The sequence below is a fragment of the Stenotrophomonas sp. YJH_SMC_110 genome, assembly GCF_059369255.1.
The window spans coordinates 63928-76079 of sequence record NZ_JCAFSM010000005.1; the positions used below are offsets into that span (position 1 = coordinate 63928).

Genomic DNA, 12152 nt, shown 5'->3' on the forward strand with positions numbered 1-12152 from the left:
TGGTGAAGCAAAAGAGCGTATCCGCCTACCTCCCTGTGCATGTGGCGTGTCCTCCATCTGAAACTGAATTCTTCATACAAGCAGCGATGCGCATGCGGCAGGCGTCTGTGCCGGCTTCGCGGCCAGTGCATCTGCGCTGCACGCCGGCTCGACAGCGGCTGCCCTAGGGTGGCTCGACTTCCGTCGGATACCACGCCCGTGAACCTGCAGACCCTGCCTTCTACGCCGTACCGCATGCTGGCTGACAGTTGCCAGTTCGAACTGCTGGATGTGGATGCCCTGCAGGACCCCGCCAGTGGCCGGTTGCTGCACCTGTATTCGCTGGTGGCCCGTTGCCTGTCCTGCGAGACGGTGTTCAAGGCCGAAGAAGGACAAGGCCTGGTCAGCCATTCGTCGGCGCGTGTGGTGCGTTGCCCCACCGGCTGCGGGCAGCAGGTGTTCAAGCCGGCACTGTTGAGGAACTGGCGCCCACAGGTCGTGGCCCAGGCGTAAACGATGCGGCGCGCTATCACAGCAGCCCGGGGTTGGCACGCCAGACTGCGAAGTTGAGCGCCGAGGCGAAGCAAATCCAGGCCAGATAGGGCAGCAGCAGTACGGCTGCCATCGTGCGGACGCGCACGAACGCGAGCATCGTCGCGCACACCAGCGCCACCAGCACCAGGATGTCGGCGAAGGCGAGGGCGCCCAGCTTCCAGCCGAAGAACAGCCAGCTCCACAGTGCATTGATGGCCAGCTGCACCAGATAGAGCCACAGCGCAGGCCGCGCGCCGCGCCAGCCGCGCTCCCGCCATACCAGCCACGCCGCAATCGCCATCATGGCGTACAGCAGGGTCCATGCCGGGCCAAACACACCGGCAGGCGGCGCCCATGCAGGCAGGACGAGGGTGGCATAGAAGCTGGCGGCGGACGTCGAGGCCCACGCGCCCAGTGCGGCGGCGGCGAAGGTGATCGCCACCCATCCCAGAAGGCCATAGGCCTGTGTGCGCTTGTTCATTGCGTGCAACTCGTCAATTGGGGCGTCGGTGTATACGCACCGGGGCCGCAAATGGATGCAGACGGTTGCCTTCAGGGCGACGAGCCTGCAGCACCCGTGCCCTGGCCCGCTGGCAGCAGCGAAGGCTGCTGGTCAAACCACTCGCGTGCCTTGGCCAGATGCCATTGGCGCTGGTCGCCGTCCAGCTCGATGCCCGCACCCAGCAGCCCCCACCGTAGATAGAGATCACCGCGCTTGCGCTGTTCCAGCAGATCCAGCCGCGCGCGTACCGACAGGCGGTCGTTCTCGGCCCGCAGGCCATCGATGATCAGATGGCCAGGGCGCCAGCGCAGCGTCGCCTGCGCCTGTACCTGTCCGGAATCCAGCAGGGACAAGGTCCAGCGCGGGTAGTCGGTGCGCTCTGCGAACAGCGCCAGCAACGGTCGCGCATCGCTGAGATCGAGGTCCGTGGTGGCATCCACCTGGAACGGCGACTGCGCATCGATGCGCCCACGCCTGAAGTCCACGCGGCCTTTCCATGCCGTCGAGCCCTGCGTGCCCGCCACCTGCACGTTGCGCAGCTCGACCGTGGTGCCGGACAGATCGAAATGACGCTGGTTGAAGTCTCCCCGGCGCAGTGTTGCGTTCACGTCGATATCGCCGCCCATGTCCAGCCCTGCCACCTTTGCACTGGCGTTGCGCCCCAACAGCCGGGCCGTGCCATGGCCGACGCGCCCGTCGGTATCGAGGGTCGCATCACCACTCACGGTGCCGGTGCCACGGAGCAGTCGCACCTGGGGCGAGCCCAGGTAACGGTTGTAGGCGGTCAGATCAGGGATGGTGGCTTCACTGAAGCGCAGCTGCGCGCGGACGCCTTTGCGCAGTTCCTGCAGGCGGCCATCGCCGGTCAGGTCCAGGGCCAGATCCCGGCCGTCGAACAGGCGTACGTCCTTGGCATCGCCTGGCCGCGCGGTGAAGCGGGGCAACCGGACGGCCAGCCGCGCCTGGCTGGGCGTGCCGGCCTTCAGTTCGCCGTGGGCACTGGCCGTGCCTGCCAAGCGCACACCCGCCACCTCGGCCACGGCTTCGGCTGCAGGAATGTCCACGGTGCTGCCTTCGGTCAGCTCGCCGTTGCGAAGGCGCAGGTCCGCCTTCAGCGTGCCGCCGCCATCCAGCTGCAGCCACGGCTTGCGCACGAACAGGGCAGGGATCCAGTTGAGCGAGGTGAACGTCCATTCGCCGCGCACTGTGCCAGAGCTGCGTTCCAGCAGCAGTGCGGGCTGTTGGAAGGGAATGTCCCGGCCACTGATATGCAGATCGGCATCCACCTCGCTGCCTGAACCGGACTTTGGCGGCAAGCGGGCCTGCAGGCGCAGGTCCCTGGCCACATTGAGTTGCAGCGCCAGCATGCCGCGAGCGGGGGCGCCGTCGCCCAGGTAGAGCGGCACCTGCCACAGCGCGTGGTCGCCGGGCTGCAGTTGGCCATCGATCAGGTGGAGTGCGGCCTGCAGCCGTCCGGGCACTGGTGCGCTGGAGATCTTCGGCGTTGTGGCATTGGTGTCCATGCGCAGGCCCTGGCTGCGGGCATCGACCTCGAGCTGGGCATGCAGCAGCTTCAACTTGGCCAGGCCGGGCGCCTGGTCCCGATAATGGCGCGGATAGCTGAAGCGCGCGGTGAGATCCATGTCGCCCAACAGCTGCACGCCGTCAAAACTGGTGTCCGCATCGCTGAATGCAACCTCGGATTCGAACAGTTCCGACGGCCCGCCGCGCAGCTGCTTGAGGAAGCCCACCGTGCCCTGGCCCTGGCCGATGATCAGCAGCTTGCCGAAACGTGCGCTGCGGATACTATCGCTGTGGATGGCGTCGAAGCGCAGGGTCCAGCCGCGGTCGCTGCGCGGCGGTGGCGGGATGGCCTCTTCCACGCGGCTGATCTCGGCCGAAACCCCGGTGGCCTGCAGCCGGGGCACCCGCACCTCGCGCTGGAACAGGGGCAGCACCGCCAGACGAGCGCTGGCGCGGTCGGCGTGCAGCACGTAGACCGTGTGGTTCACATGGCCGCGCATGTGCACGTTCCAGGCGATGACATGGCCTGGCAGCACGGTAATGGCCGGCCCAGTGGTCATCACGAACTTGTGCGGCTTGCGGTTGGTGACCTGGTCAAACAGCGGTGTGTTGAGGAAGATGTTGCCGGCCAGCAGGTACAGCAGGTAGATGCCCAGCAGGACGCAGGCAGGAACACGCCACCGTCGAAGCCGGTGCGGGATATGCGCGGAAACAGGGGACATCTACTGCTCTGAAGGCCGGAATATCTGCAACTATTGCCGAGCCGATGGCGGTGGCGCGTGAAGCAGCTACGGAGCAGGCGTTGGATTCTGGTAGTGTTCGGCCTGGTCACCACCACAGATCTGCAGGAGTCGCATGGATATCCGGCCCGCCCGTGCAGGCGATTTCGACGTGATGTGGGGCATGTTCGAGCAAGCCATTGCGACGCAGGATGCGCTGCCCTTTGCTGGCTCTTTCGCCGTCGAGACGTTTCGCGCGCATTGGTTCCAGGCCCAGGCACCTCATGTAGCTGTGCTGGAGGGCCGGGTTGTGGGCATGTACAAGATGGGCCCGAATTTCCCTGACCTTGGGGCGCATGTGGCCAGCGCCACGTATGTGGTCGACGCCGCGACACAGGGGCGGGGCGTGGGCCGAGCCCTGGTGGAACACAGCCTGGAGCGGGCGAGGGCGGAAGGGTTCCTGGCCATGCAGTTCAATTACGTGGTCAGCACCAACGGCCCGGCGGTGGCGCTGTACCGGAAGCTGGGGTTTGCGGTGGTTGGAACGCTGCCAGAGGCCTTCCGGCATGGCAGGCGCGGGTTGGTCGATGTCTTCGTGATGCACAGGTTCCTGTAGTGCCGTCGCCAGGTCGGCCGCATCAATCAGCATTCTTCGGGAGTGTGATGACGAATGAGGTGCGGCCATCACGCCATCGTCCATGGACAGTGCCGCGGTGCGCGTGGCAGATTTCCCGCACCAGAAACAGGCCGAGGCCAAGGCTCGCGTGTTCTCCCTGTGACGCGTTGTGCGAGCCTCGGCGCAAGGGATCGAACAGGCTGTTGAACGCTTCGTCCGACAGTTCGGCCCCCGTGTTGCTCACCGTGATCAGGATCTGGTCGGCGAGGCCCTCAAGGCTGATCCGCACATCGGTGCCGTGTTCGCCGTACTTTGCGGCGTTGGTCGTGAGGTTGTGAACCGCCTCGCGCAACGAAGAGGCATCGAAGCAACCGCGGGCATCGCCTTCAACCTCATACGTGATAGGGACGTGGGGCAGGGCAGCGCGAAGCAATTCGACTTCCTCGCCAAGCGATTGGGCAAGATCGCAGTCCACCGGATGAATGGCCATCCCATCGCCCAGCTTGCTGCGGCTGTAAGCCAGCAGGTCGTCCAGCAGCTTTTTCATGCGCATGCTGCCGTTGATGATCCGCTCGGCCTGCTTGGCCAAAGCTGGGTCCTGCAGCCCACTGGCCAGGGTGTCTGCCGAGAAGATGATCGCTGCCAAGGGGCCTCGGAGATCATGCCCGAGCGCCGCGAGGAAGATCTGCCGCCAGGATTCGACCTCGGCAGAGAACTGAGCAAGGGATTCGGCCACCGCCTGGTCGATGGCCTCATTGAAACGAAGGATGTCATCGATCGATGAAGTGACCAGCCGCTGGTCGGATGCCCATCGCCGAAGTACCGAAGCCCGAAGCGCTCGATACTCAGCCACCATCTGGTTGAGGCCAAAGCCGGCGATGGCGCGGGTTCGGCCATGATAGGACGCGGCGGACTCGGGACCGGGTTTCAACGGTGCAAGCCCGTGGGACTTTGCGAGCTGCTGGGAGTCTGTCTGCGGCGATCTGAGATCGTCTATGACCGCCTGAAGAATCTGGGGAAGATGATTCCGAAGTTGCTTTGCGCTGAACTCGACGGTATCGGGTGCCTGCGTTTCGGCGAATGCCACCGCGTCGTCGAGGATTTCCCGCGCATTCTGTTCGATAAAATCAGCCAGGCGCATCGCCAAACCCGTCCTTAAGTGGTGCGCCGAGCCTACACGAGGGCGTTTGGATACGGGGTGAGAAAGGCTCGGCCTGTGGGGCGCGGTTCTGCCGGTGTTGGGGCGCCCATTTGAAGGGGGAGCCTGCAGCGCGGGTTGGGCCCGGGCGGCGGTCGCCCGGGCCAGTCTGGCGAGAACATAATATACATTATGCGAAATGATGTATCGGGCTGTGGCGGCGTTCGTGTCCTCCGCATGGCAATGGCTGGGCCTCTGGCTCGGCTGACGAACCAGGTAAATCTGTTACCAAGCGCCAGGTAAAAGTGTTACGTGTTCGAACACAGCGCCTTTAGAACATGAGCCTTTGCTCATCATCCTACGATCCTATTCCGGCCTGGCATGCCGAGTGCTTCAAGCCAAGATGCAGCCATGCTGCCCGCGCTTGGGCGGGCTCAAGCTAAGGATTCTTTCGAAAGAACTTCAAATGCAGCCATCGCGCCCGCACTTGCACTCCGAAGCGTCAGGTACCATGGCATAGATGCAAAGGCTCAACTTCCGAGACTCCCTCAATGAACGACACTGATCGAGAGATCATGCTGGTTGCCATGGTAATCGTCGGATTTGCGGTCTCATTCGTCTGTTGGGCTGCCTGGCTAGCTCGCAGAACGCGACTTGCGCGGAGTCAGCGAACTGGCCTCCGGCGCAAATGAAGCCGGCCCGTTCTTTCGTGTGCCCTGGAAGGCGGCACAGCGCTATTGTTTTGGGCGTCTGCGAGCCGCAGGCGGACGAACTTCTTTGGATCGCTTGAGCGCCACTTCCAGCTGCGCTGGCAAATTTCGAAGCCCTGAAAGTTGCCCCTCAAGCGCGTCACATTTGCCGCGCAGGATATCGGCAGACTGACTAGCCGTGGCGGCCGCTGATTGGGCGGCCTGGATGTCCTGACGCAGCTGCTTCTCAAGGGCCCTGTGTTGTTCGGATGCCTTGCTTTGCTGCACCTGGAGTTCCTTCACCTCCTGGCGGGCTCGATCCACATCGCTGAGCGCTCGATTCTCGACAGATCTGACGTACTCGGTCCAGTCCTCCCGCTCAGATTTCGCCGTCTCTAGGGCCTCGTGAAGCCGGACGTCGAGTTGCTGTCTCGCTGTCTCGGTTCGGTCGGCTCTTCGACGCTCGAGGTCGCGCTGCTCTGCAAGTTCAGAGATCTGTAGCTGAAGCTGGTCGACCAGGTGCTGTAGCTCTGAAGCTTGGGTCGTTGCAATTCTCTCCCCGGTGATTGCAACGTCACGCTCTGCACGCATTTGCGCCAGCTCTTCAGCCGCAAGTCGGGAACTGACCTCCAGCGCATCACGCTCGGAAGCTAGGGCCCGCTCGGACGATGCAAGCTCTCGACGGGCGGCCTCCTGGGCATGCTTCAGCGCCAACTCCCACCATTGCCCGGCGAGTTCTACCAACACCGCTGGCGCATCTTCCAGGTCCGGACGCGCTGGCTGCAGGCGAGTGCCAAGTCGGTTCCACCATGTTTCCAGCCAGCGGGTCACCGTGTTCGGCGAGCCTGTCCCCAGGTGAGCCCGGATCCGCTCTACGGTTGGGCGTTCGCACTTGGCGACCAACTCGTCGGCAGCGGTATGGACGTCAGTTTCGGTGATGCCGCGGGCCATGCGAAGTCTCCTGTACTGGCACCCTACTCTGCTGATAACGTACTCGTGATAAGTGATGATTATCGTCAGTAGCAGCCCCATTGCATAGCATACATTACATACTATGAAGCGAAATTCCACATCCTCGACCTTGCCGGCGACGGCCACGCATCTGGTGTTGCCAGAGCAGCTGGCCCAGCAGGCCGCCGAAGCGGTGCGCGAGCTGCTCGCCGAAGCGGCTGCGGCCAACACCACCCGCAGCTATGCCACCGCCCTGCGCTACTGGGCCGGCTGGCACCGAGGACGCTATGGGATCGAGCTGGTTCTTCCGGTCAGCGAGGCTGTGGTGATCCAGTTTCTGGTCGACCATGTTCAACGTCGAAGCAAAGCTGAGCTGGTGAGCGAGCTGCCGCCGGTGCTGGATCAGACGCTGGTGGCCGCAGGGCTCAAGGCCAAGGTCGGGCCGCTTAAGCTGTCGACTGTAATCCAGCGAGTTGCGGTACTCTCAACCGCCCACAAGCTCAAACGGCTGACCAACCCATGCGAGCTGCCCAGCATCCGTACCCTGCTCAGCCGTGCACGGCGTGCTGCGGTCAAACGGGGTGAGCGGCCAACCAAGAAAACCGCAATCACTCGGGCTGAACTCGAGGCCATGCTCGCGACCTGCGATGACAGCCTGGAGGGCCTGCGTGACCGTGCCCTACTCTGCTTTGGCTTTGCCAGCGGCGGGCGCCGGCGCAGCGAAATTGCTGCTGCTGATATGCGCGACCTGCGCAAGGTCGGCGAGGACGGCTACATCTATCGACTGGAGTACTCAAAGACCCAGCAGGCTGGGGTGACGGCAGACTCGACCCCCGACAAGCCCATCTTGGGGCGCAGCGCAGACGCGCTCGCCGCCTGGCTGGAGGCTGCGGGGATCCAAGAGGGCGCGATCTTCCGGCGAGTCTGGAAGGGGCGATGCGGCCCCGCCCTGCTCCCCGGCTCTGTGGCCGCGATCGTGAAGCGCAGGGCCCATTTGGCGGGCTTGGAAGGGGATTTTGGAGCGCACAGCCTGCGCTCGGGGTTTGTCACTGAGGCTGGGAAACAAGGCGTGCCCTTGCCAGCGGTGATGGCCATGACGGAGCACCGTTCCGTGGCGAGTGTGATTGGGTACTTTCAAGCTGGCGCTGTTGAGGAGAATCCTGCCGCCCGATTGCTCAAGTAGATAGCTCTCAGTACATACTTTAGAACTCCATCTGCGCCCAACTTTCAGTTCTGCTGCCAGCACTCCTTCTAACCACCGATACCGCTGCCTCGTCCTTCAAGCTGCCGGATCGCTTCGATCGCCGATGCACCGATATCCAAATCCTCGCTTAGGCTGCGCAAGAGCGGTAGATCCCCAATGCCACCAAGACTCCCGATCACATTGACCGAGAATCGCAGCACGTCGCGCTTGTCATGCACGAAATGCGGAAAGTAGCCAATCTGATGATCTTGCAACCGCAGTGCATTGCGGCAGACGCCTGCCATTGCGCCGGGGAATGCCCGTATGACCAACTCTCGAACGACATCTTGGTGCTGTACTGACCTAGTCACCATATGTAAGGCCGATGCTGCTCCGAGCTGATCTGGCCTGAGCAATTCATCCAGTGCCGGCGCGCAGGCCCGAACGAGAGAGCCCGCTTCGAGGTCGTGCCGATGAATCCAATAGTGCAACTCCCCGAAGGCAATCAAGGCAGCTTCTGCGGGAGAGTACTCATGCCCGTCGCGGGCGGGTAGCGGAGTTCCGAGCATACCCAAGGCAATGTGGGCCCATACAAACACGGAGACAGACTCTTGTGGCATGAAACTCTCAACTTCCGGGAGTTCCAGCCATCGCTCAATCGCCGGAGAAACGGAGCGATCGTTATGTTTGACCAGCTCCTGGATCAACGGTGCGACGAACAACCCGGCGTAGTCCGCACCTCGGCAGGCCATTGCCAGAAGACGCTTCTTCTCATCGGGGACCAGCTCTTGCATGACCTCGCAATAGGCTGCCGAGTATGGGTGATCAAACTGGCTGGCGTAAGCGCCCCAGGCGCCGCCACACTTGTCCTCATCTATGATTCCTGACAGAAGCTGCTTCACCTCCGTTCTAACGATATCGACGTGCCGGTTGACCTCTTCCTCCAGTGCGCCCATGTGCTCAAGGGCTTCGATCACAATACCGGACATCACCGGCCCCGCGCTTGGAAGCAACGCGTCCAGCGCGCCTATTATCTGCCGCCGTAGCTTCTCGTCAGACAGCCGCGCAAAGTGCACGAAGTTCAGAATCGCAAGCTGCAAATGGTAGGGTTGATACCTCCACTGTTCTCCGAGCAAAGGCAGGATGTATGGAGCAACGAACTCCTTGTCCTCCGCGAATCTCATCAATGACAGAAGCAGGTATGTTTGGCCGGGGGTGCGAGGCTGCTCCCATTTGGCCCTCAGCCTGCCTACCACTTCGCTTTGGCTAACCCGGAACACGCGATCACTGCTGAAGGTGTACCTCAGCAGATGGGAAATCCCAGCCCTTCCCAACATGACGTAGGCGTCTGCAAACAACCCGCTGCGGAGCGCAATCTTCTTCTGTCTTGCCTCGTCCTTCAGCATCTGGAAGCCCCGGCTGAGCGATTGATCCATTACGCCTACGGCATGCAGGACCTGATCAAGGTACGATCCTCGCCACACGCCATAGGAGATTGTTGCCATGAGCGCGTGTTCCGCGGGCGTCCATTCGCTCGCGCTGTCTTCGCACACACCGGCCCCGTTCCAGGCGCCGCCCTGCAGTGAGAACGCGACTTCTGCGGCCTCTGAAGTCAGCTTCTTAATCACCTGCTCGCACCACGCGACGGTCCAGTGGCGCGCAGCCAGCCCGCACTCCCCGTCGAATGCAGCTCGCAGGAGGTCCGCATCGGTCGTTCTGGCGAGTACCTTCACAATGAACTCATCGTCATCGTAGGCGCCCAGGATCAAAGAACGGGCACTTCGATACTTGGGCGCGTCCAGTGCCCGAAGCACTTCCTCGACATCTTGATTGATCCGTCGAACTACGGACTCAGCGGCGAACGCTGCAAAGATCAACTCATGGCGGAAACTTACCTTGTCCGACCGCCTCACCAAGAGGCCAGTCGCGACAATCCTTCCAAGTACGTCGCCCGGGACGCGTTCGGTCGCCGCCAAGCGATCGAAGTCCCTGATGGACAGGCTGAATGACATTCGATCGACGAGCTGTCCTGCGACGGCAGCGAGGAATCGGACCCCATCCGATGCGTCATGTCCCAGCTTCTGCCTCGCATAGGCGTCGAACAGGGCAAATCGGCTCGATCCTTCGGCCAATGTCGCGCCAACCCGACCGACCAGATCCGCCTCAAGCCCGCTCGTTATCGACTCGAGAAGATAGTCGAACCGGTCCCCGGCGCTTGGTCCTGCGATTGCCGCCTTCAGTGCTTTGCCAGGCTCTCTTACTATTACGTGCGTAGCCTCAATGAGATCCGATCGCGCGAGGTCAGCCTGTGCGCTGACCACGAGCCGAACATCGAAACGCCGAACGGCGGCAGCTAAGCTACGCGTGAGGAAAAGCTGTTCTGCTGCCGGACATTCGTTGTAGCCGTCCAAAATCAACACGAGCGGACTGCCGGTCGACCTTGCCGCGCTGATCAGGACGGTCGCTGAAGGCGCGCCGAGCAGTACCGCTTCGCGCTCGATGCTTTCGCCCAATTTACCGGCAAAGTACTTCGCCTGCAGGAGTATCGGAATGTGGCCCTGCTCCAAGGAGTGGATGGCGATCTTCTTGGCCAACAAGGTCTTCCCGCAGCCTGATGGCCCTAGAAGTAGCAGGTGTTCACCTTTCTGCGTAACGCAATCTGCCACACGGCTGGCATCAAACTCATGGTCTCCGACCATATACGAATCAGGCTTCAGCGCACCAATGTCGGGGACATAGAGTCGAAGAAACTCGGACCTGTAAGCGCTGACTAGCGCCTCCTGCTCCATCAGCTTCGGATTGCAAGCCGCGCTCATCGTTTGGACACGCTGGAGCCGGAGCTCCCGTGCAAAGGCCGCCCACTTTTCCCTGGACAGAAGCAGAGCGGAGGTCATGGCGGTGACAGCCGCAAGGCCGTCCGTCCCGATGATGGAAACCTTGAAATCGGATGGAGGCACATCGGAACCAACTGGTAACTTTGGGGCGACGACAACACACGTAGCCGGATATCCGAGATTTCCGCCGTGAGAGGCGTGAAGGTGATCCTTCAGTGCGTGCATCGCGCCTAAGGCTTGAAGATAAGGGTTTCTGACGTTCTTCCAGGTGCTCCCCGACACGTGCGTCTGCCAGAGCCCATTGACCTTGCCACGGACACGACGCGAGAAATGCTTTGCCTCGACAACCAGCGTCAGTGAATCGGTGGCGACCAGAAAATCAAGCTGGCGGCCACCGATGTGGATATTGGCAAAGATTGCTGCCCAACCGCCGGCACTCGACAGGTGCTCGATGAGCGCGGCCAGCACTTCCTGCTCCGATGCATGCTCTATGGCCGTGCCGACATAAATTTCGATCATAGCGGCGTCCACCATTCCCATCTCGCCTTAGCTGAAGCCGGTTGTACGTCGGGCCAGGTAGCGACACAGCACGCCGCTGATGCCCACCATAAGCTCTGCCTCTTCAAACTCGGGCGCCATCCCCTCTCGCAGATGACGGCCAAAGTTTGACGTGTAGCCCCAGGCCTTCTCGACGATCTGATCGACCGGCTTGGGGAACAGGTTCGGATTGCGTCGAACCAGATCCCCTAAGGTCTCCTTGCTTGCACAGGCGTCGCGTGCCACGCACTCGAGTGCGGCCATCGCATGCTGGATGGCGCCGGTAATCTCAGGTGTTGGTCGGCGGGAGAGATCCTGAATCGCCTCATGCAACTCCCTGGCGGCTGTAACTCTGCCTTGGCTGTGTAGCTCCTGTTGTCCTTGTCGAACTGCCCGCTCGAATACCTCCGTACCGCGCATTTCAAGCCGACCGGCTGCGAGCTGCCATCCTACGCCTGCAATTCGGAAGTATCGGTTGACCTCATCTCCAAATGCTCCCGATGTCCCTCGACTGAATCCGGCAAGAGCCTCGACGAAATCGTAGACTTCAAACCATTCGCAGTCCTCGAGGAGATCGCGAACTTCACCGTCAATATTTGGAAACTCTGACCAGTTCGCCCTGTCTGGAGCACGGTACAGGATCCGGCACAACACGTCCCTCAGCATGCTTGGCTTGAAACCGCAATGATAAGCAATGCGGGCGAGTGCGTCCCGCATTTCGCTAGGGGCATCCTGTCGGATGGTGATCTCTGCGTCGGGACGCGAGAGTCCGTATCTAGTTGAGAATGTAGTCATGCAGCGAGCGCATCGCCTTCTAAGTGATTATAAGGGCACTTGTTCTGTAAAAGGTCTTCGTTGAAGTTCCTTCCGTGCTTTAGGATGGCGGGCATATTGCACTAGGTCCCAGATGGCACTCCATGCTCTCGAAACTTGGCTCACTGTGCCA

At 61.8% G+C, this 12152-nt stretch carries 9 protein-coding genes; 3 read left to right on the forward strand and 6 right to left on the reverse strand.

The window, feature by feature from the left end:
* Positions 1–198: 198 nt before the first annotated feature.
* Complete coding sequence (locus AC5P6H_RS11190; protein WP_495202611.1) at positions 199–492, forward strand: hypothetical protein; 294 nt, start codon at positions 199–201, stop codon at positions 490–492.
* A 16-nt stretch (positions 493–508) separates the two neighbouring features.
* Here AC5P6H_RS11190 and AC5P6H_RS11195 read toward each other — a convergent pair whose 3' ends face one another.
* Together AC5P6H_RS11195 and AC5P6H_RS11200 are read right to left on the reverse strand one after the other, a co-directional pair.
* On the reverse strand, positions 509–994 hold the full coding sequence (locus AC5P6H_RS11195) for a TspO/MBR family protein (RefSeq protein ID WP_049439841.1): 486 nt from the start codon (positions 992–994) through the stop codon (positions 509–511).
* Positions 995–1065: 71 nt separating this feature from the next.
* Positions 1066–3261: a hypothetical protein gene (locus tag AC5P6H_RS11200; protein WP_197605007.1), complete on the reverse strand. Its 2196-nt coding sequence runs from the start codon at positions 3259–3261 to the stop codon at positions 1066–1068.
* Positions 3262–3394: 133 nt separating this feature from the next.
* Here AC5P6H_RS11200 and AC5P6H_RS11205 point away from each other — a divergent pair, with 133 nt between their 5' ends.
* Positions 3395–3874, forward strand: coding sequence for a GNAT family N-acetyltransferase (locus tag AC5P6H_RS11205; protein WP_014647140.1), 480 nt, complete (start codon positions 3395–3397; stop codon positions 3872–3874).
* Between the two features lie 22 nt (positions 3875–3896).
* Here the strand turns inward: AC5P6H_RS11205 and AC5P6H_RS11210 are convergent, their stop codons facing one another.
* Together AC5P6H_RS11210 and AC5P6H_RS11215 are read right to left on the reverse strand one after the other, a co-directional pair.
* Positions 3897–5015: an ATP-binding protein gene (locus tag AC5P6H_RS11210; protein WP_445391638.1), complete on the reverse strand. Its 1119-nt coding sequence runs from the start codon at positions 5013–5015 to the stop codon at positions 3897–3899.
* A gap of 731 nt (positions 5016–5746) precedes the next feature.
* Complete coding sequence (locus AC5P6H_RS11215; RefSeq protein WP_495202612.1) at positions 5747–6652, reverse strand: DNA-binding protein; 906 nt, start codon at positions 6650–6652, stop codon at positions 5747–5749.
* A 103-nt stretch (positions 6653–6755) separates the two neighbouring features.
* Between AC5P6H_RS11215 and AC5P6H_RS11220 the strand changes: the two genes are divergently transcribed.
* Positions 6756–7835: a site-specific integrase gene (locus AC5P6H_RS11220; RefSeq protein ID WP_495202613.1), complete on the forward strand. Its 1080-nt coding sequence runs from the start codon at positions 6756–6758 to the stop codon at positions 7833–7835.
* A 68-nt stretch (positions 7836–7903) separates the two neighbouring features.
* Here AC5P6H_RS11220 and AC5P6H_RS11225 read toward each other — a convergent pair whose 3' ends face one another.
* Both AC5P6H_RS11225 and AC5P6H_RS11230 read right to left on the reverse strand, forming a co-directional pair.
* Positions 7904–11188: an NERD domain-containing protein gene (locus tag AC5P6H_RS11225; protein ID WP_495202614.1), complete on the reverse strand. Its 3285-nt coding sequence runs from the start codon at positions 11186–11188 to the stop codon at positions 7904–7906.
* 27 nt (positions 11189–11215) lie between these two features.
* On the reverse strand, positions 11216–12001 hold the full coding sequence (locus tag AC5P6H_RS11230) for an AbiJ-NTD4 domain-containing protein (protein ID WP_495202615.1): 786 nt from the start codon (positions 11999–12001) through the stop codon (positions 11216–11218).
* Between the last annotated feature and the right edge of the window lie 151 nt (positions 12002–12152).

Bases quoted from the DNA above. Each gene is read 5' to 3' on its own strand.
- AC5P6H_RS11195 (WP_049439841.1), bottom strand. From the start codon at position 994: ATGAACAAGCGCACACAGGCCTATGGCCTTCTGGGATGGGTGGCGATC.
- AC5P6H_RS11200 (WP_197605007.1), bottom strand. From the start codon at position 3,261: ATGTCCCCTGTTTCCGCGCATATCCCGCACCGGCTTCGACGGTGGCGT.
- AC5P6H_RS11205 (WP_014647140.1), top strand. From the start codon at position 3,395: ATGGATATCCGGCCCGCCCGTGCAGGCGATTTCGACGTGATGTGGGGC.
- AC5P6H_RS11210 (WP_445391638.1), bottom strand. From the start codon at position 5,015: ATGCGCCTGGCTGATTTTATCGAACAGAATGCGCGGGAAATCCTCGAC.
- AC5P6H_RS11215 (WP_495202612.1), bottom strand. From the start codon at position 6,652: ATGGCCCGCGGCATCACCGAAACTGACGTCCATACCGCTGCCGACGAG.
- AC5P6H_RS11220 (WP_495202613.1), top strand. From the start codon at position 6,756: ATGAAGCGAAATTCCACATCCTCGACCTTGCCGGCGACGGCCACGCAT.
- AC5P6H_RS11225 (WP_495202614.1), bottom strand. From the start codon at position 11,188: ATGATCGAAATTTATGTCGGCACGGCCATAGAGCATGCATCGGAGCAG.
- AC5P6H_RS11230 (WP_495202615.1), bottom strand. From the start codon at position 12,001: ATGACTACATTCTCAACTAGATACGGACTCTCGCGTCCCGACGCAGAG.